This is a genomic window from Streptomyces antnestii (genome assembly GCF_004005495.1).
GTDB lineage: Bacteria > Actinomycetota > Actinomycetes > Streptomycetales > Streptomycetaceae > Streptomyces > Streptomyces antnestii.
Map to the genome: position 1 here is coordinate 44,246 of NZ_RZYA01000012.1, position 23,362 is coordinate 67,607.

18 protein-coding genes and 1 riboswitch are annotated in these 23,362 nt (G+C 73.4%); of the genes, 14 read left to right on the top strand and 4 right to left on the bottom strand.

The window, feature by feature from the left end; translation table 11 throughout:
* Positions 1-9: 9 nt before the first annotated feature.
* Together EOT10_RS23925 and EOT10_RS23930 are read right to left on the bottom strand one after the other, a co-directional pair.
* Positions 10-1,137 (bottom strand): alpha/beta hydrolase, encoded by a 1,128-nt coding sequence (locus tag EOT10_RS23925; protein WP_127830369.1) that lies wholly within the window; start codon positions 1,135-1,137, stop codon positions 10-12.
* 73 nt (positions 1,138-1,210) lie between these two features.
* Positions 1,211-1,888, bottom strand: a complete 678-nt coding sequence (locus EOT10_RS23930) for a class II aldolase/adducin family protein (protein ID WP_127830370.1) — start codon at positions 1,886-1,888, stop codon at positions 1,211-1,213.
* A gap of 285 nt (positions 1,889-2,173) precedes the next feature.
* Between EOT10_RS23930 and EOT10_RS23935 the strand changes: the two genes are divergently transcribed.
* The 9 genes from EOT10_RS23935 (at position 2,174) to cobI (ending at position 15,247) form a co-directional block, all read left to right on the top strand.
* Positions 2,174-3,466, top strand: a complete 1,293-nt coding sequence (locus EOT10_RS23935; RefSeq protein ID WP_127830371.1) for an inorganic phosphate transporter — start codon at positions 2,174-2,176, stop codon at positions 3,464-3,466.
* A 15-nt stretch (positions 3,467-3,481) separates the two neighbouring features.
* Positions 3,482-3,703: a hypothetical protein gene (locus EOT10_RS23940; RefSeq protein ID WP_127830372.1), complete on the top strand. Its 222-nt coding sequence runs from the start codon at positions 3,482-3,484 to the stop codon at positions 3,701-3,703.
* A gap of 110 nt (positions 3,704-3,813) precedes the next feature.
* Positions 3,814-3,957, top strand: a riboswitch (cobalamin riboswitch).
* A 113-nt stretch (positions 3,958-4,070) separates the two neighbouring features.
* A complete protein-coding gene (locus EOT10_RS23945; protein WP_127830373.1) occupies positions 4,071-5,015 on the top strand; it encodes a cobalamin biosynthesis protein in 945 nt (314 codons plus the stop codon).
* The gene (locus EOT10_RS23950; RefSeq protein ID WP_127830374.1) at positions 5,012-6,523 is read left to right on the top strand and encodes a cobyric acid synthase; all 1,512 of its coding nucleotides are present in this window, start codon (positions 5,012-5,014) and stop codon (positions 6,521-6,523) included. Before EOT10_RS23945 ends, EOT10_RS23950 begins: the two co-directional genes overlap by 4 nt.
* Positions 6,520-10,197, top strand: coding sequence for a cobaltochelatase subunit CobN (gene cobN / locus EOT10_RS23955; protein WP_127830375.1), 3,678 nt, complete (start codon positions 6,520-6,522; stop codon positions 10,195-10,197). Before EOT10_RS23950 ends, cobN begins: the two co-directional genes overlap by 4 nt.
* A gap of 169 nt (positions 10,198-10,366) precedes the next feature.
* Complete coding sequence (locus EOT10_RS23960) at positions 10,367-12,412, top strand: putative cobaltochelatase (RefSeq protein ID WP_127830376.1); 2,046 nt, start codon at positions 10,367-10,369, stop codon at positions 12,410-12,412.
* Positions 12,412-13,011: a cob(I)yrinic acid a,c-diamide adenosyltransferase gene (gene cobO, locus EOT10_RS23965; RefSeq protein WP_127830377.1), complete on the top strand. Its 600-nt coding sequence runs from the start codon at positions 12,412-12,414 to the stop codon at positions 13,009-13,011. Before EOT10_RS23960 ends, cobO begins: the two co-directional genes overlap by 1 nt.
* Positions 13,008-14,507, top strand: a complete 1,500-nt coding sequence (locus tag EOT10_RS23970; RefSeq protein ID WP_127830378.1) for a cobyrinic acid a,c-diamide synthase CobB — start codon at positions 13,008-13,010, stop codon at positions 14,505-14,507. Before cobO ends, EOT10_RS23970 begins: the two co-directional genes overlap by 4 nt.
* Positions 14,504-15,247 carry a precorrin-2 C(20)-methyltransferase gene (gene cobI, locus EOT10_RS23975; RefSeq protein WP_127830379.1) on the top strand — a complete coding sequence of 248 codons (744 nt, stop codon included), beginning with the start codon at positions 14,504-14,506 and terminating at the stop codon, positions 15,245-15,247. Before EOT10_RS23970 ends, cobI begins: the two co-directional genes overlap by 4 nt.
* 23 nt (positions 15,248-15,270) lie before the next feature.
* On the opposite strand, the gene EOT10_RS23980 is transcribed toward cobI, so the two are convergent.
* Complete coding sequence (locus EOT10_RS23980) at positions 15,271-16,002, bottom strand: ZIP family metal transporter (RefSeq protein ID WP_127830380.1); 732 nt, start codon at positions 16,000-16,002, stop codon at positions 15,271-15,273.
* A gap of 174 nt (positions 16,003-16,176) precedes the next feature.
* Here EOT10_RS23980 and cobM point away from each other — a divergent pair, with 174 nt between their 5' ends.
* From cobM to cobC, 5 genes are read left to right on the top strand one after another with little or no spacing between them, the layout of a single operon-like run.
* Complete coding sequence (cobM, locus tag EOT10_RS23985) at positions 16,177-17,016, top strand: precorrin-4 C(11)-methyltransferase (protein ID WP_127830381.1); 840 nt, start codon at positions 16,177-16,179, stop codon at positions 17,014-17,016.
* Positions 17,013-18,308, top strand: coding sequence for a precorrin-6y C5,15-methyltransferase (decarboxylating) subunit CbiE (cbiE, locus tag EOT10_RS23990; protein ID WP_127830382.1), 1,296 nt, complete (start codon positions 17,013-17,015; stop codon positions 18,306-18,308). Before cobM ends, cbiE begins: the two co-directional genes overlap by 4 nt.
* On the top strand, positions 18,305-20,140 hold the full coding sequence (cobJ, locus tag EOT10_RS23995) for a precorrin-3B C(17)-methyltransferase (RefSeq protein ID WP_127830383.1): 1,836 nt from the start codon (positions 18,305-18,307) through the stop codon (positions 20,138-20,140). Before cbiE ends, cobJ begins: the two co-directional genes overlap by 4 nt.
* Positions 20,137-21,066, top strand: a complete 930-nt coding sequence (locus tag EOT10_RS24000) for a sirohydrochlorin chelatase (RefSeq protein WP_127830384.1) — start codon at positions 20,137-20,139, stop codon at positions 21,064-21,066. The genes cobJ and EOT10_RS24000 overlap by 4 nt, the downstream gene beginning before the upstream one ends.
* Positions 21,056-22,114, top strand: coding sequence for an Rv2231c family histidinol phosphate aminotransferase CobC (gene cobC, locus EOT10_RS24005; protein ID WP_127830385.1), 1,059 nt, complete (start codon positions 21,056-21,058; stop codon positions 22,112-22,114). The genes EOT10_RS24000 and cobC overlap by 11 nt, the downstream gene beginning before the upstream one ends.
* A gap of 182 nt (positions 22,115-22,296) precedes the next feature.
* Here cobC and EOT10_RS24010 read toward each other — a convergent pair whose 3' ends face one another.
* Complete coding sequence (locus EOT10_RS24010; RefSeq protein WP_127830386.1) at positions 22,297-23,244, bottom strand: SCO1860 family LAETG-anchored protein; 948 nt, start codon at positions 23,242-23,244, stop codon at positions 22,297-22,299.
* Positions 23,245-23,362 lie beyond the last annotated feature (118 nt).

A 23,362-nucleotide genomic window follows, 5' to 3' on the forward strand; every position in this document is an offset into this window, starting at 1 on the left:
CCGGCGCGGCTACATGTGCGGCGTCAGGAAGCGGCGCAGGGCCTCCTCGTACGTGTCCGGGTCCGCGTTCCACATGGCGCCGTGCGGGGCGTCGGTCACCGTGAGGAGAGTGACCAAGTCGGGCCGCCGGTCAGCCAGTTCCCGGGACAGGCGCCAGGGCGCGAGCTCGTCGTCGGGGCCGTGCGCGACCAGCGTGGGCACCCGGAGCGCGGCGGCGTCGGCCAGGCCGTGGGAACGATCGCCGTGCAGGCCCGTGCGGCCCTGTGCCGCGCGGACCGCGAGCGGCAGCAGCGGGCCGGGAACGCGACGGGCGTCCGCGAGGGCACGCAGCGTCACGTCCCAGGCGAGGACGGGTGAATCGAGGACGAGACCGGCGATGCGGTCCCGCAAAGCGGAATGCGCCGCCGCGTGCAGCGCCATGGCTCCGCCGGTCGACCAGCCGTGCACGACCACCCGCTGGGCGCCGTACCGCACGGCGTAGCGGATCGCCGCGTCCAGGTCGCGCCACTCCGTCTCGCCGAGGTGCCCGAGGCCGTCCGGGGAGCGGGGCGCGCCGAGGTCACCGCGGTAGGCGAGGTCGAGGACGGGGAATCGGTGCCGGTGCAGGAACTCCATGAGGACCATGGGCTGCTCGCGCGTGGTGCCCAGGCCGTGGACCGTGATGACCCATGTCGGGCGGGCGCCGGGGACGAACCACGCCGGAAGGGCGCCCAGTTCGCCCGGAATGTCGACGTCGGCATGATCGAGGCCGAGGGCCGCCTTGGGATCACCGATGTACACCTGGGGCGTGAGCCAGGCCTTGGCGCCGGGTTCCAGGGAGCCGTGGGTGACCCGCTCCAGACGGCGCACGACGGTGTCCGCGGCATGCGGCACGGAGTCGAGAACGGACCCGACCACGGCGTGGAAGCCGTCACCGCTCAGGCCGTACGTCCCGCGCCGCAGGGACGCCAGGTCCCGGGTCAGCGTGATCGTGCCGCCGGTGGTGGAGTGGACCGTGAGGCGTGGCTCGGTGGGCAGTGGCCGTCCGGCGGGCGCCTTGAGGGCGGCGTCGCTGGCGAACCGGCCGGCCGCGACCGCGGCCGCGGTCGCACCGATGACGGCGGTGACGGCAGCGGCCGTCGCTCTGGCGGTGCGCACCGTCCCAGTGTCCGCGCCCCGGCGCTCCCCGGCCAGTGGGGAGCGCCGGCGATGCGGCACACAGGGCCCCGGCTCACCCCCGCTGCCCGTACCCCCGCAGCTTCTCCTCCACCTCGCGCACCTGGTCGCGGGTGAGCAGGGCCGGGGCGAGACGCGGATGGGAGCTCGCGGTGAGCCAGACGCGGCACAGCCATTCCAGCTGGGCGGTGCGGTCGTACGCGGCGGCGAGCGAGTCGCCGTAGGTGAGGGTTCCGTGGTTCTGGAGCAGGCAGCCGGTCCGGCCCTCCAGGGCACCCAGCACGTTCCCGGCCAGCCGCTCGGTGCCGTACGTCGCGTACGGGGCGACCCGGACCGGGCCGCCGAGCGCGGCCGCCATGTAGTGGATCAGCGGGAGCTCGGGCACGAGGGTGGAGACGGCCGTGGCGTGGACCGCGTGGGTGTGGACGACGGCGCGGGCGGGGGTGGCGCGGTAGACCGCAAGGTGCATGGGGAGTTCGCTGGTGGGCTTGAGGGTCCCGGCGCGCCGCTCGCCGTCGAGCCCGACGGCGACGAGGTCGTCCGGGGTGAGCTCGTCGTACGGGACCCCGCTGGGCGTCACCAGGACGGTGTCGCCCACCCGTACCGACACGTTTCCCGAGGTCCCGACGACCAGGCCGTCGGTGACGGTCCGCCGCGCCGTCGCCACGAGCGCGTCCCACGCCAGGGCGAGTTCACCCTCGTCCCGCCGCGCACCGTCCGGTTCCTCGGCCATGCCCGCATCCTTCCAGCCGCCGGCCGGGGCCGCCCGGGTGACCAGGATCTCTTCGGCGGCTCACGGGCCCCGTTGCGGAGGTTCACGCGCGGCCGACGGAAGCCCTGCTTCCGCTCAACCCGGCGCCGATTCCGCTTCTCGAACACCCGGGTGCCGCCGCCCCGTTCCCAGCGGAATGGCGGCACTCCACATAGGGTCACTGTGCGGCCTGCCCCAGTTCATCTTCCGTTCACCCAGGTTGCCTACGGTCACCGTGCCACTGACGTCCAACAGAAGCCTGGGTAAATGGAACACATCACGCTTCTCCTCGGGATCGTGATCGTCACCGCTCTCGTGTTCGATTTCACGAACGGTTTCCACGACACTGCCAACGCGATGGCGACGACCATCTCGACCGGCGCTCTCAAGCCCAAGACGGCGGTGGCCATGTCCGCCGTGCTCAATCTGGTCGGCGCCTTCCTCTCCGTGGAGGTCGCCAAGACGATCTCCGGCGGCATCATCAACGAGGACGGACTGAAGACCGAGGTCATCTTCGCCGCGCTGGTGGGCGCCATCCTCTGGAATCTGCTGACGTGGCTGGTGGGCCTGCCCTCCAGCTCGTCCCACGCGCTCTTCGGCGGCCTCATCGGCGCCGCCGTCATGTCGATGGGCTGGTCGTCGATCGACGGCGGCACCGTCGTCACCAAGATCCTGCTGCCGGCCGTCGCCGCGCCGCTCGTGGCGGGCATCGCCGCGATGCTGGCCACCCGGCTGACGTACAAGATCGGCAGCAGGACCGACCAGAAGGCGACCGCCAAGGGCTACCGTGCCGGGCAGATCGCCTCCGCGGGTCTGGTCTCCCTGGCGCACGGCACGAACGACGCGCAGAAGACGATGGGCATCATCACGCTCGCCCTGATCACGGGCGGCGTCCTCGACCCCGGTGCCAACCCCCCGATGTGGGTCATCGTCTCGGCCGGTACGGCCATCGCGCTCGGTACCTACCTCGGCGGCTGGCGCATCATCCGCACCATGGGCAAGGGCCTCACGGAGCTCGCGCCGCAGCAGGGCTTCGCCGCCCAGACCAGTGCCGCGACCGCGATCCTCGCCTCCTCGCACATCGGCTTCTCGCTCTCCACGACGCAGGTCTGCTCCGGCTCCGTGATGGGCGCCGGCCTCGGCCGCAAGGGCGGCGTGGTCCGCTGGTCGACCGCGACCCGCATGTTCGTCGCCTGGGGTCTGACCCTGCCGGCCGCCGGTCTGGTCGGCGCGGGCGCCGAGTTCCTCACCAAGCAGGGCACGTGGGGCGTCGCCGTCACCGCGTTCCTCCTCATCGCGGGCGCGGCCACGATCTGGGCCCTGTCGCGGCGCAACTCGATCGACCACACGAACGTCACGGACGACGACATCGACGCCGACACCGCCGCTGTGCCGGCGGAGCCCGCCGGTGTGGTGACCACCGCGATCGCGGCCGTCACCCCGCCCCCGGCCGGCACGGTCACCCCGGCCGGCACGGTCGTGGACCCGGACGTGAAGACCACCCTCTCCGCCTCCTCCACCGCGCCGTCGGCGGAGCCCGCGCGACCGGCCACGGTCTAAGGAAGCAGCAGCGCTATGCATATCGACTGGGCAGCACTCGGCTCCGTGTTCGGAGTCAGCCTCGTGATCACGGTGGCCCTGGTGGGCCTGTTCACCCTCGGCATCGTCGGCCTCACCAAGCGGGAGTCGGCGGCGGCGCAGGGCGGTTCGGCGGCGCTCGCCGTCTCCGGCGCGTACGTCTGCTTCGCCCTGTGCGCGGCGGCCGTCGGCTACGGGATCTTCCTGATCGTGGCCTGACCGGGACGTGAGCCATTGAAGGCGGGGTGCGGGACGCGACAGCGTCCCGCACCCCGCCTTCGTGTGGGCCTCAGCACACTCTCCCGCCGCAGGTCAACGGCAAGTTGACGGGGTTCGCGGAGCGTGGTGGACTTCCCGTGCCATCTACGGCAGCAGGAGAGGAAGCCGGTGCGATTCCGGCGCGGTCCCGCCACTGTCACCGAGGTCCCCAGGACCCGGAAGCCAGGAACTCTCGCCGCCGGTCTCTTCCAACCAGGGCGTGGACACCCTGAGTGAGGACATATCGCCATGCGCGGCTGTCAGTTGCGGGCTCTCCCGCCGAGAACCAGTACGAGGGTTCCGTTCGCCGTAGCGGCGGGCTGATTCCGTGCGGGCCGAGCGTGTTTTCGCGTACGGCGGCGCCGCCGGGCTTCTCGGTGACCTCCTGTTCGGCGATCCTCGCCGCGGGCATCCGGTCGCCGCGTTCGGGCGGGCCGCGGGCGCTGTCGAGCGGGTGCTGTGGCGTGACCACCGCGGGTGGGGCGCGCTGCACACCGTCGTGTGCGCCGGGGGCGCCGCCGCCCTGGGTGGTCTCGCCGCGCGTGCCGTGCGCCGCTCCCCCGCCGCTTCCGTCGCCCTGACCGCCGCCGCCACCTGGGCGGTCGTCGGCGGTACGTCGCTCGGGCGCGAGGCGCGCGCCATCGGGGGCGCGCTGACCGCCGGTGACGTGGACGGCGCCCGTGAGCGGCTGCCGCATCTGTGCGGACGTGACCCGCAGGCGCTCGACGCGGACGGGATCGCGCGGGCCGTCGTGGAGTCCGTCGCCGAGAACACCTCCGACGCCGTCGTGGGCGCCCTCGTGTGGGGCGCCGTGGCAGGAGTCCCCGGGCTCGTCGCGTTCCGGGCCGTGAACACGCTGGACGCGATGGTCGGGCACAAGTCGGCGCGGTACGGCCGGTACGGGTGGGCGTCCGCGCGCCTCGACGACGTGACCGGCTGGCCGGGGGCGCGCCTCACCGGTGTGCTCGCCGCCGTCGCCGGCGGGCGTCCGCGCGGCGCGCTGAGGGCATGGCGTGCGGACGCCGCGAAGCATCCGAGTCCCAACGCCGGTGTCGTGGAGGCCTCGTTCGCGGGGGCGCTCGGGGTGCGGCTCGGGGGGACGTTGTCGTACGGCGGGCGTGTGGAGCACCGGCCCGTGCTGAACGCGCCGGGCCGGAGTGTGGAGGTCGCCGACGTCGAGCGGGCCGCCCGTCTGTCGCGGCGCGTGAGCTGGCTGGCGCTCGGCGTGTGTGTCGCCGGGCGGGCCCTGTGGTCGCGGAGGGGAAAGTCATGAGTGGTGGCGGACTGCTGGTGGCGGGGACCACCTCCGACGCCGGGAAGAGCGTGGTCACGGCGGGGATCTGCCGGTGGCTGGTGCGTCAGGGGGTGAAGGTCGCGCCGTTCAAGGGGCAGAACATGTCCCTGAACTCGTTCGTGACGCGCGAGGGCGCCGAGATCGGCCGGGCGCAGGCGATGCAGGCGCAGGCCGCCCGCGTCGAGCCGAGCGCCCTGATGAACCCCGTACTCCTGAAGCCGGGCAGTGACCGGAGCAGCCAGGTGGTGCTCATGGGCAAGCCGGTGGGCGAGTTGAGCGCGCGGGGCTATCACGGAGGCAGGCAGGCCGCGCTCCTCGACACCGTCGTGGGATGCCTGGAGGAACTCCGGGGCAGCTATGACGCCGTGATCTGTGAAGGGGCGGGCTCTCCCGCCGAGATCAATCTGCGTCGCACCGACATCGTCAACATGGGCATCGCGCGGGCGGCCAGGCTGCCCGTCCTGGTCGTGGGTGACATCGACCGGGGTGGCGTCTTCGCGTCGTTCTTCGGGACGGCGGCCCTGCTGAGCGCGGAGGACCAGGAGCTCCTCGCCGGGTTCCTGGTCAACAAGTTCCGCGGCGACGTGTCCCTGCTCGAACCCGGTCTCGACATGCTCAAGGGCCTCACCGGGCGGCCGACGTACGGGGTGCTGCCCTTCCAGCACGGCCTCGGCATCGACGAGGAGGACGGGCTCCGCGTGTCGCTGCGCGGCTCCGTGCGCGAGTCGCGGACCACGGCTCCCGTCGGCGAGGACGTGCTGCGGGTCGCCGTCTGCGCCGTGCCGCTGATGTCGAACTTCACGGATGTGGACGCGCTGGCCGCCGAGCCGGGCGTCGTGGTGCGGTTCGTGGACCGGGCCGAGGAGCTCGTCGACGCGGACCTGGTCGTCGTGCCCGGAACGCGCGGCACCGTCAAGGCACTTGAGTGGCTGCGCGAGCGTGGGCTCGCCGACGCCCTCGCGCGGCGCGCCGCCGAGGGGCGCCCCGTCCTCGGTATCTGCGGCGGCTTCCAGGCGCTCGGTGAGCGCATCGAGGACGACGTCGAGTCGCGCGCCGGGACCGTGGACGGGCTCGGGCTGCTTCCCGTACGGGTGCGGTTCGAACGCGAGAAGACCCTCGCCCGGCCCGTCGGCGAGGCGCTCGGCGAGCGCGTCGAGGGCTACGAGATCCATCACGGCGTCGCCGAGGTCTCGGGCGGCGACACCTTCCTGGACGGCTGCCGCGTCGGCTCCGTCTGGGGCACGCACTGGCACGGCTCGCTGGAGTCGGACGCCTTCCGCCGGGCGTTCCTGCGGGAGGTGGCGGCCGACGCGGGCCGCCGCTTCGTGCCGGCGCCCGACACGTCGTTCGGCGCGCTGCGCGAGGAGCAGCTCGACCGGCTCGGCGATCTGATCGAAGAACACGCGGATACGGACGCGCTGTGGCGGCTCATCGAGTCGGGCGCTCCGTCAGGACTGCCTTTCATTCCACCGGGAGCGCCCGCATGAGCACTGTGTTGTTGTTGTCGACCGCGGACACCGATCTGCTCGCGGCGCGGGCGTCCGGCGCCGCGTACCGGATCGGGAATCCGACCCGGGTCGACGTGGAGAGCGAGCTGCCGGGCCTGCTCGACGGCGTGGACGTCGCCGTCGTGCGGCTGCTCGGCGGGAAGCGGGCCTGGGAGGACGGGCTCGCGGCACTGCGGGCTTCGGGTGTGCCGACGGTGCTGCTCGGCGGCGAGAGCGTGCCGGACGCGGAGCTGATGGCCGAGTCGACCGTGCACGCGGGCGCCGTGGCGGAGGCGCTGCGGTATCTCGTCGAGGGCGGTCCCGACAACCTCGTGGAGCTGGCCCGCTTCCTCGTCCAGGACGTGCTGCTCAACGGGCACGGCCGGGCGGACGGCGCGCAGGAGCGCCACAGCGCCGAGCCGCGGAAGATGCCCGAGTTCGGGGTGCACGGCGTCCGTGAGCGCGTCGAGGGCCGCCCCACGGTCGGCGTGCTGTTCTACCGGGCGCACGAGCTGTCCGGGAACACCGCGTTCGTGGACACGCTGTGCGACGCGATCGAGGCGCGCGGGGTCAACGCCCTTCCGGTGTACTGCGGTTCGCTGCGGGGCGCCGACGCGGGCCTGTACGAACTCCTCGGCGCGGCCGACACCCTCGTGGCCACCGTCCTCGCGGCGGGCGGCACGCACGCGTCGCAGGCGTCGGCGGGCGGTGCCGAGGAGGCGTGGGACATCGGCGCGCTCGCCGACCTGAACATCCCGGTCCTGCAAGGCCTTTGCCTCACGTCGTCGAAGGCGGCCTGGGAGGCATCCGACGCGGCGCTCTCGCCGATGGACGCGGCGATGCAGGTCGCGATCCCCGAGTTCGACGGGCGGATCGTCACGGTGCCGTTCTCCTTCAAGGAGGAGGGCCCTGACGGTGTCCCGGTGTACACGGCGGACCCCGAGCGGGCGGCGCGCGTCGCCGGCATCGCGGTCCGGCACGCGCGCCTGGGCCACAAGCCCAACGCGGAGAAGAAGCTCGCCGTCGTCTTCACGGCGTACCCGACGAAGCACTCGCGGGTCGGCAACGCGGTGGGCCTGGACACGCCCGCGTCGGCGGTGCGCGTCCTGGACGCGCTGCGCGAGGCCGGTTACGGCGTCGAGGGCTACCCGGACAACGGCGACGAGCTGATCCACCGGCTCATCGAGGCGGGCGGTCACGACGTCGAGTGGCTGACGGAGGACCAGCTGGCGGCGGCGCCCGCGCGCGTGCCGCTGGCCGACTACCGGGCCTGGTTCGACAAGCTGGCGCCCGGGCTGCGCGACGGCATGCTGGAGGCGTGGGGCGAGCCGCCGGGTTCGTTGTACGTCGACGGCGACGACATCGTGCTGGCGTCCCTCCAGTTCGGCAACGTCGTGGTGATGATCCAGCCGCCGCGCGGCTTCGGCGAGAACCCGATCGCGATCTACCACGACCCGGACATGCCGCCGTCGCACCACTACATGGCGGCGTACAGGTGGCTGGAAAACAGTTTCGGTGCGGACGCGGTCATCCACATGGGCAAGCACGGCACCATGGAGTGGCTGCCGGGCAAGGGCCTCGGCCTGAGCGGGAGTTGTGCCCCGGACGCGGTGCTCGGTGAGCTGCCGCTGATCTATCCGTTCATCGTGAACGACCCGGGCGAGGGCACGCAGGCCAAGCGCCGCGGGCACGCCACGGTCGTCGACCACCTGGTCCCGCCGATGGCGCGCGCCGACACGTACGGCGACCTGGCGAAGCTGGAGCAGCTGCTCGACGAGTACGCGCTCGTCTCCGACCTGGACCCGACGAAGGCCCCGGCCGTGCGCGCCCAGATCTGGACGCTGGTCAAGGCCGCCGAGCTGCACCACGACCTGCATGTCGACGAGCAGCCGGACGACGGCGACTTCGACGAGTTCGTGATGCACATCGACGGCTATCTGTGCGAGATCAAGGACGTGCAGATCCGTGACGGTCTGCACATCCTGGGTGGCGGCCCGGTCGGCGAGCCGCGCGTGAACCTCGTGCTCGCCGTGCTGCGGGCCTCGCAGGTGTGGGGCGGCACGGCGAACGCGCTGCCGGGCCTGCGGGCCTGTCTGGCCGAGCACTTCGGGCTCGTCGAGAAGGAGCTGCTCGGTGAGCCGGGCGCGCCGGTGAAGGTGCCGGTGGAGCTGACGAACCTCGTCGACGGGCCCGCCCGCAGCGGCGCCGACGCGATCGACCTCCTGGAGCAGCTGTGCCGGCGCGCGGCCGAGGGCATGGAGGAACGCGGCTGGGACGCGGCCGCGGTCCCCGCCCTCGTACGCGAGGTCGTCGGGACCGAACTCCCGGACGCCGTCGCGGTGTTGGAGTTCGCGTGCCGTGAGGTCGTGCCGCGGCTCGCGCGCACGACGGACGAGATCGGGCACATTCTGCGCGCCCTCAACGGCGGGTACGTGCCCGCCGGGCCGTCCGGGTCGCCGACACGCGGTCTGGTCAACGTGCTGCCGACGGGCCGCAACTTCTACTCCGTCGACCCGAAGGCGATCCCGTCGCGGCTCTCGTGGGACGTCGGGCAGGCGCTCGCCGACTCGCTGGTGGCGCGCTACCTCGCCGACACCGGCGAGTACCCCAAGTCCGTGGGCCTGACGGTGTGGGGCACCTCGGCGATGCGTACGCAGGGCGACGACATCGCGGAGATCCTCGCGCTCCTCGGCTGCCGCCCGGTGTGGGACGACGCGTCGCGCCGCGTGACGGGCTTCGAGATCGTGCCGGTGGCCGAACTCGGCCGCCCCCGCATCGATGTGACGGTCCGTATCTCCGGCTTCTTCCGCGACGCGTTCCCGCACGTCGTCGGCCTGCTCGACGACGCCGTGCAGGCGGTCGCCGCACTCGACGAGAGCCCCGAGCAGAACTACGTACGGGCGCATGTCGAGCAGGACGCGGCCGAGCACGGCGACCGGCGGCGGGCCACGGCCCGCATCTTCGGGTCGAAGCCGGGCGCGTACGGGGCGGGCCTGCTGCCGCTGATCGACGCCCGCAACTGGCAGTCCGACGCGGACCTCGCCGAGGTGTACGCGGTGTGGGGCGGCTACGCGTACGGGCGCGGGCTCGACGGGCGGGCCGCGCGCGGCGACATGGAGACGGCGTTCCGGCGCATCAACGTGGCGGCGAAGAACGTCGACACCCGCGAGCACGACCTCGTCGACGCCGACGACTACTTCCAGTACCACGGCGGCATGGTCGCCATGGTGCGGCACCTGACGGGCGCCTCCCCCGAGGCGTACGTCGGTGACTCCGCCGTGCCCGACCAGGTGAAGACCCGCACGCTCGGCGAGGAGACGCACCGCGTGTTCCGGGCGCGGGTCGTCAACCCGCGCTGGATGGCGGCGATGCGGCGCCACGGCTACAAGGGCGCCTTCGAGATGGCGGCCACCGTCGACTACCTCTTCGGGTACGACGCGACGGCCGGCGTCGTCGACGACTGGATGTACGAGAAGTTGTCGGCGGAGTACGTCTTCGACGGCGAGAACCAGGACTTCATGCGCAAGTCGAATCCCTGGGCCCTCAGAGGCATCACCGAGCGGCTGCTCGAAGCAGCGGACCGCGGCCTGTGGGCGGAGCCGGACCAGGAGACCCTGGACCGGCTCCGGGCGACCTACCTCGAACTTGAGGGAGATCTGGAGGGGGACGCATGAGGCCCCTCGGAACCCCCGCGTCTGCGGGGAGCACGTCATCCCGCGCAGTGCCCACGGGTTTGACTTCGGACCACCCCCGCGCCTGCGGGGACCATGACTCGACCCTGACCGCTGGGCGCCCGCAGTGCGCGCAGAATTGCCATGAGGCACTCGAAGGAGTGATCCGCGCATGAGTACGCCTTACCCGTTCACTGCTCTGGTCGGGCAGGACGACCTGCGGCTCGCGCTGCTGCTCAACGCCGTGTCCCCGGCCGTGGGCGGCGTGCTCGTGCGTGGCGAGAAGGGGACGGCCAAGTCGACGGCCGTGCGTGCCCTGTCCGCGCTCATGCCCTCCGTGGACGTCGTTCCCGGGTGCCGGTTCTCCTGCGCCCCGGCGGCCCCGGACCCGGCGTGCCCGGACGGGCCGCACGAGGCCGGGCCCGGCACCTCGCGCGGCGCCCGCATGGTCGAGCTGCCCGTCGGCGCTTCCGAGGACCGGCTCGTCGGCGCGCTCGACATCGAGCGGGCGCTCGCCGAGGGCGTGAAGGCCTTCGAGCCGGGACTCCTCGCCGACGCGCACCGCGGGATCCTGTACGTCGACGAGGTCAATCTGCTGCACGACCATCTGGTCGACCTGCTGCTCGACGCCGCCGCCATGGGTGCGTCATACGTGGAGCGCGAGGGCGTGTCCGTGCGGCACGCGGCGCGCTTCCTGCTCGTCGGCACGATGAACCCCGAAGAGGGCGAGCTGCGGCCGCAGTTGCTCGACCGGTTCGGTCTGACCGTGGAGGTCGCCGCGTCGCGCGAGCCGGACCAGCGCGTCGAGGTCGTCAAGCGGCGCCTCGCCTACGACGACGACCCCGAGGGCTTCGCCGGGAAGTGGGAGGGCGAGGAGTCCGCGGTCCGCGCGCGGATCATCGCCGCGCGGGAACTGCTTCCGTCCGTGCGGCTCGGTGACGGCGCGCTGCGGCAGATCGCGGCCACGTGCGCCGCGTTCGAGGTGGACGGCATGCGCGCGGACATCGTGATGGCGCGTACGGCGACGGCTCTCGCCGCGTGGGCGGGCCGCACGGACGTGCTGGCCGAGGACGTGCGGCAGGCGGCGCTCCTTGCGCTGCCGCACCGCAGGCGCCGTAACCCGTTCGACGCGCCGGGACTCGACGAGGACAAGCTCGACGAGACTCTGGAGGAGTTCGGGGGGCAGGACGACGATCCTGATCCGGATGGTGACGGGGGCGGCGACGGGCCCGGTGGCGGGCAGCCCCCGCAGGACGCACCCGAGGGTCAGGGCCCGGACGCGGGCGGCGAGCAGGCCGCCGACATCCCCGCGCAGGGCGAGCCCTCCGAGAGCGGTACCGCACAGGCCCCCGCCGGTGGCGGTGAGCAGGCCGCCGCGCGGGCCTCCGAGCCGTTCCGTACGAAGATGCTGAGCGTTCCGGGCCTCGGTGAGGGCGCGGCCGGGCGGCGCTCGCGGGCGCGTACCGAGCACGGGCGTACGACGGGTGCGCGGCGTCCTCAGGGCGCGCTCACCAAGCTGCACCTGGCCGCGACGGTGCAGGCCGCGGCCCCGCACCAGCGGGCGCGCGGGCGCTCCGGGCGCGGGCTCGTGGTGCGGCGGGACGATCTGCGGCAGGCGACCCGGGAGGGCCGCGAGGGCAACCTCGTCCTGTTCGTGGTCGACGCCTCCGGGTCGATGGCCGCGCGGCAGCGGATGAGCGCCGTGAAGGGCGCCGTCCTGTCGCTGCTCCTGGACGCGTACCAGCGGCGGGACAAGGTGGGACTCGTGACGTTCCGCGGATCGTCCGCCGATGTCGCGCTGCCGCCTACGTCGTCGGTGGACGCGGCAGCCGTACGTCTGGAGTCGCTGCCCACGGGTGGGCGTACGCCGTTGTCCGCAGGCCTGTTGAAGGCGCACGACGTGCTGCGCGTGGAGCGGCTGCGGGATCCGGCGCGCCGGCCGCTGGTGGTCGTGGTGACCGACGGGCGCGCGACAGGCGGGCCCGAGCCGGTGGCGCTCGCGGGACGCGCGGCGCGGCTGCTCGCCGCCGAGGGGACCGCGTCCGTGGTCGTCGACTGCGAGTCGGGGCCGGTGCGGCTGGGCCTTGCGGGGCAGTTGGCCGGGGAGCTGGGCGGGACCGCCGTGACGCTCGATGAGCTGCGGGCCGATTCGATCGCCGGGCTCGTGAAGGACGTACAGGGTCAGGGTCAGCAGTCGTACAGCAGGAGGGTCGCGTAATGCCTCAGGGACAGCCGAGCGTCGTACCGGACGACGGGCTCACGACGCGGCAGCGGCGCAACCGGCCGCTCGTCGTCGTCCACACCGGCATCGGCAAGGGCAAGTCGACGGCCGCCTTCGGGCTCGCCCTGCGCGCCTGGAACCAGGGCTGGCCGATCGGGGTGTTCCAGTTCGTCAAGTCGGCGAAGTGGAAGGTCGGCGAGGAGAACGCGCTGCGCGTGCTCGGCGCCTCCGGCGAGGGCGGCACCGTCGACTGGCACAAGATGGGCGAGGGCTGGTCCTGGGTCCAGCGCGACGCGCAGATGGACAACGAGGAGAAGGCGCGCGAGGGCTGGGAGCAGGTCAAGCGGGACCTTGCCGCCGAGACGTATCAGCTTTACGTGCTCGATGAGTTCGCCTATCCGATGCACTGGGGGTGGATCGATACGGACGAGGTCGTGGACGTGCTGCGGAATCGGCCGGGGACCCAGCATGTGGTGATCACGGGGCGCAACGCCCCGGAGAAGTTGGTCGACTTCGCCGACCTGGTGACCGACATGTCCAAGGTCAAGCACCCGATGGACGCCGGCCAGAAGGGCCAGAGGGGCATCGAGTGGTGAGTACGTCGGTGCCCCGGCTCGTCATCGCAGCGCCCTCGTCGGGCAGCGGCAAGACGACCGTGGCCACGGGCCTGATGGCGGCGTTCGCCGGGCGCGGGCTCGCCGTGTCTCCGCACAAGGTCGGGCCCGACTACATCGATCCCGGGTACCACGCGCTCGCCACGGGGCGCCCGGGGCGCAACCTCGACGCGTTCCTGTGCGGGGAGGAGCTCGTCGCTCCGCTCTTCGCGCATGGGGCGCGGGGGTGTGATCTCGCCGTCGTCGAGGGCGTGATGGGGCTTTTCGACGGGGCGTCGGGGTACGGGGAACTGGCCTCGACCGCGCAGGTCGCGAAGCTGCTGCGGGCGCCGGTGGTGCTCGTCGTCGACGCGTCGTCGCAGGCACGGTCCGTCGCCGCCCTTGTGCATGGGTTCGCTTCGTTCGATCCCGAGGTGCGGGTTGCCGGGGTGATCCTCAACCAGGTGGGGTCCGAGCGGCATGAGGCGATCTTGCGCGAGGCGCTGGACGAGGCCGGGGTGCCGGTGTTCGGGGCGTTGCGGCGGGGGGCCGACGTCGTTACTCCCTCTCGGCATCTGGGGCTTGTGCCGGTCGCTGAGCGGGGGGCGGAGGCGGTTTCGGCTGTTGACGCTATGGGGGAGCTTGTTCGGGGTGGGTGTGATCTGGATGCGCTGTACGCCCTGGCGCGGAGCGCTCCGTCGTTGGCGGGTGCGGGTTGGGATGCGGCTGAGGTTTTGGGGGGTTCTTTCCCCGAGCCCGCCCCTTCCCGGAACCGGGGCTCTGCCCCGGACCCCGGTCCTCAATCGCCGGACGGGCTGAAATGGCCGGACACGCTGGAATGGCCGGACGCGCTGAATGGGCAAGCTCGCCCCGTCGTCGCCATCGCCGGTGGGCCCGCCTTCACGTTCTCCTATGCCGAGCACAGCGAGCTGCTCTCCGCCGCCGGCGCCGACGTCGTCACGTTTGATCCCCTTCACGACGAGCAACTGCCTGACGGGACAAGCGCGTTGGTCATCGGTGGTGGCTTCCCCGAGGTGTACGCCTCCGAGTTGTCCGCCAATGAGCCCCTGCGCAAGGCCGTCAAGGAGCTTGCGCTGGCCGGCGCTCCCGTCGTCGCCGAGTGTGCCGGGCTGCTCTATCTCGCGCGTTCGCTCGACGGGCGGCCCATGTGCGGGGTTCTGGACGCCGACGCCCGGATGTCGGAGCGGCTGACGCTCGGATACCGGGAGGCCGTCGCCGTGTCCGACAACGTGCTGGCCGCGAACGGGACGCGCGTACGCGGTCACGAGTTCCATCGCACGGTCCTCGAACCCGGGGCCGGGGCCGCGCCCGCGTGGGGCGTCACGCGTCCCGGGCGGCGCGTCGAAGGGTTTGTGCAGGGCGGGGTGCATGCCTCGTATCTGCATGTGCACTGGGCCGCCGTGCCCTCAGCGGCGCGGCGCATCGTCGCGCACGCATCCGAAGTCGCGCAGGCAACCGAAGGAGTCACCCCGTCATGACCAGCACCACGTACCGGCTGACCGGCGTCGGCGTGGGTCCCGGTGACCCCGAGCTCGTGACCGTGAAGGGCGTGAACGCGCTGCGCGAGGCCGCCGTCGTCGTCGTACCCGTCATGGACACCGGTGAGCAGGGCCGCGCCGAGGCGACCGTGCTGCACTACGTGCCCGCCGGCAACGTCGTACGCGTCGTCTTCGCGCTCAACGAGCGGACCGACCGGGCCCGGCGCGAGGCCGCCTGGGACGCGGCCGGGGAGCGGGTCGCCGCGCTGCTGCGGGAGCACGGGTCCGTCGCGTTCGCGACGATCGGCGACCCGAACGTGTACTCCACGTTCACGTACCTCGCGCAGACCGTCGAGGAGCTCGTCCCGGGGACGGACGTCCGGACCGTGCCCGGTATCACCGCCATGCAGGACCTCGCCGCCCGGTCCGGCGCCGTGCTCACCGAGGGGACCGAGCCGCTGACGCTCGTGCCCGTGACGGCCGGTTCCGCCGTGCTCAAGGAAGCTCTTGCCGGGCCCGGCACCGTCGTGGCGTACAAGTTCGGGCGGCTCGCGGGCGAGGTCGCGGCGGCGCTGCGGGAGACCGGGCGGACCGCCGACGCCGTGTGGGGGTCCGCGCTCGGGCTGCCCGAGGAGTCCATCCGGCCCGCCGCGGAACTCGGCGCCGACGCCGCGCTGCCGTACCTGTCGACGCTGATCGCGCCCGCGCGGCGCGACGGGGGACGGGGCGGGAAACTGTGACCCGCCGGGGGGCCGGCCGGGCGCTACTCCCCCGCCGCGCCGACCACCAGCCACATGACGGCGGCGCCGGCGATCGTGCACAGGAGCGTGGAGCGCGCCGGGTGGTGGTGGCCGGCCTCCGGCAGGATCTCCGCCGCCGCGATGTACAGCAGGACGCCGCCGAAGAACCCGAGATAGCAGGCCAGCGCTTGCGCCGGAAGGGTGAAGAGCAGCGTCGACGCGGCGCCCACCACGGGGGCGAGCGCGTCCGCGCCGACCATGGCGAGGGCCTTGCGGCGGGCGTTCCCGTAGGCGCGCGTGATCGTGTACGTGTTGAAGCCGTCCGCGAAGTCGTGCGTGATCACGGCGAGGGCGACGGTGAAGCCCATCGTGCTGCTCACCTGGAACGAGGCGCCGATCGCGACGCCGTCGGCGAGGCTGTGCCCGACCATCGCACCGGCCGCGCCGAGGCCGACCTCGGGGACCTGTTCCTCGCCCTCCTGCGCCCCGTGGGCGGCCTTGCGCATCGCGAGCAGCCGCTCGACGACATGCGCGACGAGGAAGCCCGCGACGAACAGGAGCAGCGCGGCGGGTACTCCGTAGATCTCGTTCCCGGCGCCGTGCAGGGCTTCCGGCAGCAGGTCGAAGCCGACGACGCCGAGCATGAGGCCGCCGGCGAATCCGAGCACCAAGTGGCGCCGGTCGGTGACGTGGTGGGCGGTCCAGCCGCCGACGAGTGTCATCACGAACGAGCCGAGGGCGACGAGGACTGCCATGGTCCTTTGCTAGCCGATCGGTACGGCCCGCGCACGCCCGGCGGCGGCTGAGCCGCCCGCCGCGACCCGTCCGATACCGCTCCTCCCGTACCTCTGTACGACCGAACCACGTACGACCGACCGCGTACGACCGAACCGCCCACGACCGAACCGTTCCTTGAGAGGACCCCAGTCATGCCCGAAGCAACCACCGGCGCAACCACCGGCAAGGTGACCTTCGTCGGTGCCGGGCCCGGCGCCGCCGATCTGCTGACGTTCCGCGCCGCGCGCGCCATCGCGGACGCCGATGTCGTCATCTGGGCGGCCAGCCTGGTGCAGGAGGAGGTCCTCGACCACGCGCGCGCGGGCGCCGAGATCCTGGACTCGGCGACGATGTCCCTCGAGGACGTCGTCGCCGTGTACGAGCGGGCGCACCGTGAGGGGCTGCGGGTGGCGCGTATCCACTCCGGGGATCCGGCGCTGTGGGGCGGTACGCAGGAGCAGGTCGACCGGTGCGCGCGGCTCGGTATCGCGACGGAGGTGATCCCGGGTGTCTCGTCGTTCTCGGCGGTGGCGGCGCTCGCGCAGCGCGAGCTGACGATCCCCGAGGTCGCGCAGTCCGTGATCCTGACCCGGCTCGGCGGCGGCAAGACGCCGATGCCGCCCGGCGAGGAGGTGCGGGAGTTCGCGCGGCACGGCACGACGATGGCCCTGTTCCTGTCGGCTGCGCGCAGCGGACAGTTGGTGCGGGAACTCCTTGAGGGCGGCTACCCGACGTCGACGCCGGTCGTCGTCGCGTACCAGGCGACCTGGCCGGAGGAACTGATCGTGAAGTGCACGATCAGCACCCTGGAGGAGACCGTGAAGCAGCACAAGCTGTGGAAGCACACCCTGTTCCTGGTCGGCCCGGCGCTTGACGCCGAGGGCACGCGGTCGCACCTCTACCACCCGGGCCACTTCCACGGTTTCCGCAAGGCCGACCCCGAGGCGCGGGCGGCGCTGCGGGCCGGGAAGTCCGCGCGGGCCGAATCGTGATCACGGTCTTCGGTACGGGGACGGGGGCCGCGCTGACCCCTGACCCGGCGCTGTCCGCGGCCGGGCTCGTGATCGGCGGGCGGCGTCATCTCGACGCGGCGGAGCCTCTGTTGGACCCGGGGGCGGAGCGGGTCGTGCTCGGGCCGCTGGCTCCTGCTCTCGACGCGGTCGAGCGGTACGCCGAGAAGGGGCAGGACGTCGTGGTCCTCGCCTCGGGTGACCCGGGGTTCTTCGGGATCGTGCGGGCGCTCGCCGAGCGGTTCGGGCCCGCGGCGCTCGACGTACGCCCTGGGGTGTCATCGGTGGCGGCGGCGTTCGCGCGGGCCGGGCTTCCGTGGGACGACGCGGCGGTGGTCAGCGCGCACGGCCGTGACCTGCGGACCGCGGTCAACGTGTGCCGCGCGCACCCCAAGACGGCCGTCCTCACGGGTCCCGGCGCGGGCCCCGCCGAGCTGGGCGCCGAACTCGCGCGCACGGGCGCGCTGCGGGTCCTCGTCGTCGCGTCCCGCCTCGGCGATCCCGCGCACGAGAGCGTGGAGCGGGTCACGCCGGCGGAGGCCGCCGCCCGTGACTGGGGCGACGCGGTGAGCGTGGTCCTGTGCCTGGACGAGGAGCGGGTGCTCGCGCCGATGGGCACGCTCGCCGGGCCCGGCCGTTCGCCGGCCCGATGGGCGCTCGACGAGAGCGAGTTCGCGCACCGCGACTCGATGATCACCAAGTTCGAGGTGCGGGCGCTGGCGCTCGCCCGGCTCGGACCGCGCCCCGGCGACCTGGTGTGGGACATCGGGGCGGGCTCCGGCTCGGTGGCCGTGGAGTGCGCCCGGTTCGGGGCGGCGGCCGTGGCCGTGGAGAAGACCGTGGACGGCGTGGCCCGGATCCGGGAGAACGCCGCCGCGCACGGTGTCGACGTACGCGTCGTGCACGGCGCGGCACCGACGGTCCTGTCCGATCTCGCGGACCCCGACGCGGTGTTCGTCGGCGGGGGCGGGCGTGAGCTGACCGCGATCGTGACGGCGTGCGCGCGGCGTGCGCGGCGCGCGGTGGTGGTGGCTGTGGCGGCGGTGGACCGGGTGGGCGCGGTGCGGGACGCTCTGGGCGCGGCCGGGTTCGCCTGTGACGGGGTGCTCCTGCAGTCCTCCCGCCTCGCCCCGCTGCCGGGCGACGTGTCGCGGCTCGCCGCGGCCAATCCGGTGTTCCTGGTGTGGGGCGAGCGGCCCGCATCCGCGAGCGCCGGCGCGCCGGGCTTCCCTGAAATGTCTCGAACTTCCTTGGATGAAGGAGTAGTTGAGTGATCGGCCTGATTTCCGCCACGGCGGCCGGTGCCGCGGCCCGCGACCGGCTCGCGTCGGCGTGGCCGTCGCGTACGCGGGTGTACGAGGGTTCCGTGGGGGACGCCGTGCGGCGCGCTTTCACGGAGTGCGAGCAGGTGGTGTGCTTCCTGGCGACGGGCGCCGTGGTCCGGCTCGTCGCGCCGCTGCTGCGGGACAAGCACGTGGACCCGGGCGTGGTGTGCGTCGACGAGGCGGGGCGCTTCGCGGTGTCGCTGCTCGGCGGCCACGAGGGCGGGGCGAATGCGCTCTCGCGCGAGGTGGCCGACGTGCTGGGCGCGGAGGCTGTGGTGACGACTGCCACGGACGCCGTGGGTGTGGCGGGGTTGGACACGCTCGGGGTGCCGGTCGAGGGGGATGTCGCCGGGGTTACGCGGGCGGCTCTGGACGGTGAACCGGTCGCTCTGCACGCCGAGTTGGCGTATCCATTGCCTGCCTTGCCTCTCAACGTCACGCCACAGTCCATTCACCCGGCACCTGACGCTGTGCCCACCCTCCCCCAAGCTCTCGACTCCGCTCGAGCAGGGGGGACCCCCATCGCCCCAGCGGAACCGCTGCCCACAGCAGGCGTCCGTATCACCGATCGGGTCGTCCAGCCCGCCGACCGCGAGGTCGTTCTGCGGCCGCCGTCCCTCGTCGTCGGTGTCGGGGCCAGCAAGGGCGCCCCCGTGGACGAGGTGCTCGGGCTCGTGCGGGACACCCTGCGCGACGCGGGGCTCTCGCCGCTGTGCGTGGCCCGGCTCGCGACCGTCGACGCCAAGGCCGGGGAGCCGGGCATCGTCGGGGCGGCCGAGGCGCTCGGCGTGCCCGTCGTGACGTACGACGCCGGGACGCTCGCCGCGGTCACCGTGCCCAACCCCTCCGACGCGCCGCTCGAAGCCGTCGGTACGCCGTCCGTGGCGGAGGCCGCCGCCCTGGCCGCCGGGGGTGAACTCCTCGTCCCCAAGCGGAAGTCGGTGCGCGCCGACGGGAAGCCGGCGATGGCGACGTGCGCGGTCGTGCGCAGCGCGCCGCGCGGCCGGCTCGCCGTCGTCGGGCTCGGCCCCGGCGCCCGTGACCTGGTGACGCCGCGCGCCCGCGACGAGCTGCGCGCCGCGTCCGTCCTCGTCGGCCTCGACCAGTACGTCGACCAGATCAGGGACCTGCTGCGGCCCGGCACCCGGATCCTGGAGTCCGGGCTCGGCGCCGAGGAGGAGCGGGCCCGCACCGCGGTCGCCGAGGCCCGCAAGGGGCAGGCCGTCGCGCTGATCGGCAGCGGGGACGCGGGCGTGTACGCGATGGCGTCGCCCGCGCTCGCCGAGGCGTCCGACGACATCGACGTGGTCGGCGTACCGGGGGTGACGGCCGCGCTGGCCGCCGCCGCGATCCTGGGGGCGCCGCTCGGCCACGACCATGTGTCGATCAGCCTGTCCGACCTGCACACGCCGTGGGAGGTCATCGAGCGGCGGGTGCGCGCGGCGGCCGAGGCGGACATCGTGGTCACGTTCTACAACCCGCGCAGCCGGGGCCGCGACTGGCAGCTGCCGAAGGCGCTCGGCATCCTCGCCGGGCACCGCGAGCCCGGCACCCCGGTCGGCGTGGTGCGCAACGCGTCCCGCGCCGACGAGTCCCACAGGCTGACCACGCTCGGCGAACTCGACCCGGCCTGGGTCGACATGATGACCGTCGTGACCGTCGGCAACACCGCCACCCGGCGCATCGCGGGCCGTATGGTCACCCCGCGCGGCTACCGCTGGCAGCACCCCGTACCCGACACCACCGACCACACCGGCACCACCCCCAAGGAGTCCTCGTGACCACCCCTCCCGCACTGCTCATCGCCGGCCACGGCACCCGCGACGAGGCCGGTGCCGAAGCCTTCCGCGCCTTCGTCGAGGAGCTCGGCCGCCGCCGTCCCGACCTGCCCGTGGCGGGCGGCTTCATCGAGCTGTCCCCGCCGCCGCTGACGGAGGCGGTCGGCGAGCTCGTCCAGCGGGGCGTGCGCCGGTTCGCCGCCGTGCCGCTGATGCTCGTGTCCGCGGGGCACGCCAAGGGCGACATCCCGGCGGCCCTTGCCCGCGAGAAGGAGCGGCACCCGGGGATCTCCTACACGTACGGGCGTCCCCTCGGCCCGCACCCGTCGCTGCTCACCGTCCTGGAGCGGCGTCTCGACGAGGCGCTGGGCGGCGGTGCCCGCACGCCCGAGGACCGGGCCGATGTGACCGTCCTGCTCGTGGGACGCGGTTCGACGGACCCGGACGCCAACGCCGAGGTGCACAAGGCGGCGCGGCTGCTGTGGGAGGGCCGCGGTTACGCGGGCGTGGAGACGGCGTTCGTGTCGCTGGCCGCACCGGACGTGCCGTCGGGACTCGACCGGTGTGTGAAGCTCGGCGCTCGGCGCATCGTCGTCCTGCCGTACTTCCTGTTCACGGGCATCCTGCCGGACCGCGTACGGCAGCAGACGGAGGGCTGGGCGGCGGCGAACCCGGACGTCGAGGTGCTCTCCGCCGACGTGATCGGCCCGGAGCCGGAGCTGCTCGACCTGGTCATGGAGCGGTACGAGGAGGCCGTGCGCGGTGACCTGCGGATGAACTGCGACACCTGCGTGTACCGGATCGCGCTGCCGGGCTTCGAGGACAAGGTGGGCCTGCCGCAGCAGCCACACTTCCACCCGGACGACGACGGCGACCACCACCACGGTCACGGCCACTCGCACGGGCACTCTCACTCGCATGCGCACTGACGACGGTCACGATCTGCGTCACCACGGGGACGCGGAGGTCCGCGGCACGGGGGCCGCTCTCATCGACCTCGCGGTGAACGTCCGCGCGGACACGCCGCCGGTGTGGCTGCGCGAGCACATCGCGGGGTCGCTCGCCGGGCTCGCCGCGTATCCGGACGGACGGGCGGCCCGCGAGGCGGTGGCCCGCCGGCACGGGCTTCCCGCCGAGCGGGTGCTGCTCACGGCGGGGGCGGCGGAGGCGTTCGTGCTCCTGGCGCGCGCCCTGAAGGTCCGTCACCCCGTGGTCGTGCACCCGCAGTTCACGGAGCCGGAGGCGGCGCTGCGGGACGCGGGGCATGCGGTGGAGCGGGTGCTGCTGCGCGCGGAGGACGGCTTCCGGCTCGACCCGGCGGCCGTGCCCGAGGACGCGGACCTGGCGGTGATCGGCAATCCGACGAACCCGACGTCGGTCCTGCATCCGACGGCTCTCATCACCCAACTCGCCCGGCCCGGGCGGGTGTTGGTGGTGGACGAGGCGTTCATGGACGCGGTCCCCGGTGAACGGGAGGCCCTGGCGGGGCGTACCGATGTGCCGGGGCTCGTGGTGCTGCGCAGCCTGACGAAGACGTGGGGCCTTGCGGGTCTGCGGATCGGCTATGTGCTGGCGGAGCCGGACACCGTCGCGGAGCTGGAGCGGGCCCAGCCGTTGTGGCCGGTGTCCACGCCGGCGCTGGCCGCGGCCGAGGCGTGTGTGTCGCCGCGCGCTCTCGCGGAGGCGTCGCACGCGGCGCACCGGATCGCGGCCGACCGGGCCCATCTGGTCGCGGGCCTCGCGGAGTTCGAGGCGGAGGGCGTGTCGGTGGCGTGTCCGGCGGAGGGTCCGTTCGTGCTGATGCGGGCCCCTGGTGCGGCGGCGCTGCGGGAGCGGCTGCGGGAGCGGGGGTTCGCGGTGCGGCGCGGCGACACGTTCCCGGGCCTGGGCGCCGACTGGCTGCGTCTCGCCGTGCGGGACAGGGCGACGACGGGCAGGTTCCTGCAAGCCCTCGACCAGGCGCTGACGAGCGCCTGACGGACGCGTGCGGGCGGGCGGGAGTCCCCCCTTGCTCCCGCCCACCGCTCCCCTCCCTTACAGGCCGGTCAGTCCCTGCAAGCCCTCGACCAGGCGCCGACGAGCGCCTGACCGACGCGTGCGGGTGGGCGGGAGTCCCCCTGCTTCCGCCCACCCGCTCCCCTCCTTACGGGCCGGGTCGGTCAGGCCCGCCCGCGCCGCGCGAACGCGACGCCTCCTGCGCCGGCGACCAGCAGGACGATGGCGCCGCCCGCGATGTACGGCGTCATCGCGTTCCCCCCGGTCTCCGCCAGATCCGCCTTCGCGGCGGGCTTCGCCGCAGGCTTGGCGATCGGCTCGGCGGCGGCCCCGCCCTGCGGCTTCACGTCGTCGGCCGGCTTGGCCGGCGGCTTCGACGCGGGCGCCGAGAGGGGCGTCTCACAGGTCGCGCCCGCCAGGGTCACCGTGCCCTCCACCTCCGCCACGTTCAGCTTGAGCGGGTTGACGGACACCTTCAGTTCGAGCGCGGTGGCGGCCGCCGTACGGGACGTGGTGTGTGTCTTCGACAGGTCGAGCCGGACCTCGCCCACGCCCGGGACCCTGACCTCGGTGGTGCCACCGGCGGACAGGGTCACCTTCTTGCCGAGGACCGTGACACCGCCCAGGACGTTCGACTCGGCGACAGGCCGCTTGCCCGCCTCGCAGACCGCCTTCGACGTGACCTGCCCGACCTCGATGAGGGAGAGCAGCGGCAGGCCGGGGACGTGCACCCTGGCGTGGGCGAGGTTGCTGTAGCCCTCGGCCCTGTGGTCGTCGGCGGTGGCCCGGGCGGTGGCCACGTCGGCCCGCAGGACGCTGAAGGGCTGTCCGCCGTCGACGCCGTCCAGCTTGACGGTGAGCGCGGTCTTCTCGGCGCTCGCGGGGGCCTGGACCTCGTTGAGCGTGGCCGTGAGCGGGACGTTCACGGTCTTGTTGAGCAGCGAGACGTCCAGGCCTGCGCGCAGGACGACCGCGCTCGACCTGCCTTCATGGCCGCCCGTCGCGTGTGCGGTGCCCGCGGTGGCGAGCAGGGCCGGGCCGACGGCCAGGGCCGTGGCGGCGGCCGACGCCGCGAGACGGCGTGCGGGCGTGCGGAAGGTGGTGCTGGGCATGCTGGTGGGACCCCCACATGAGAGATGGAGCCGTCGGCCCTGCCCCGCCATGGGGGACATCGCCGGGCGTGCGCGGACGGCCTCGACGCAGGAATCTTTACGCACTGAGAGTGAACGG

Coding starts and splice junctions, on each gene's coding strand:
- cobM (WP_127830381.1), top strand. CDS start 16,177: ATGCCCGAAGCAACCACCGGCGCAACCACCGGCAAGGTGACCTTCGTC.
- EOT10_RS23935 (WP_127830371.1), top strand. CDS start 2,174: ATGGAACACATCACGCTTCTCCTCGGGATCGTGATCGTCACCGCTCTC.
- cobN (WP_127830375.1), top strand. CDS start 6,520: ATGAGCACTGTGTTGTTGTTGTCGACCGCGGACACCGATCTGCTCGCG.
- cobO (WP_127830377.1), top strand. CDS start 12,412: ATGCCTCAGGGACAGCCGAGCGTCGTACCGGACGACGGGCTCACGACG.
- EOT10_RS23980 (WP_127830380.1), bottom strand. CDS start 16,002: ATGGCAGTCCTCGTCGCCCTCGGCTCGTTCGTGATGACACTCGTCGGC.
- EOT10_RS23950 (WP_127830374.1), top strand. CDS start 5,012: ATGAGTGGTGGCGGACTGCTGGTGGCGGGGACCACCTCCGACGCCGGG.
- cobI (WP_127830379.1), top strand. CDS start 14,504: ATGACCAGCACCACGTACCGGCTGACCGGCGTCGGCGTGGGTCCCGGT.
- cobC (WP_127830385.1), top strand. CDS start 21,056: ATGCGCACTGACGACGGTCACGATCTGCGTCACCACGGGGACGCGGAG.
- EOT10_RS23940 (WP_127830372.1), top strand. CDS start 3,482: ATGCATATCGACTGGGCAGCACTCGGCTCCGTGTTCGGAGTCAGCCTC.
- EOT10_RS23930 (WP_127830370.1), bottom strand. CDS start 1,888: ATGGCCGAGGAACCGGACGGTGCGCGGCGGGACGAGGGTGAACTCGCC.
- EOT10_RS23960 (WP_127830376.1), top strand. CDS start 10,367: ATGAGTACGCCTTACCCGTTCACTGCTCTGGTCGGGCAGGACGACCTG.
- EOT10_RS24010 (WP_127830386.1), bottom strand. CDS start 23,244: ATGCCCAGCACCACCTTCCGCACGCCCGCACGCCGTCTCGCGGCGTCG.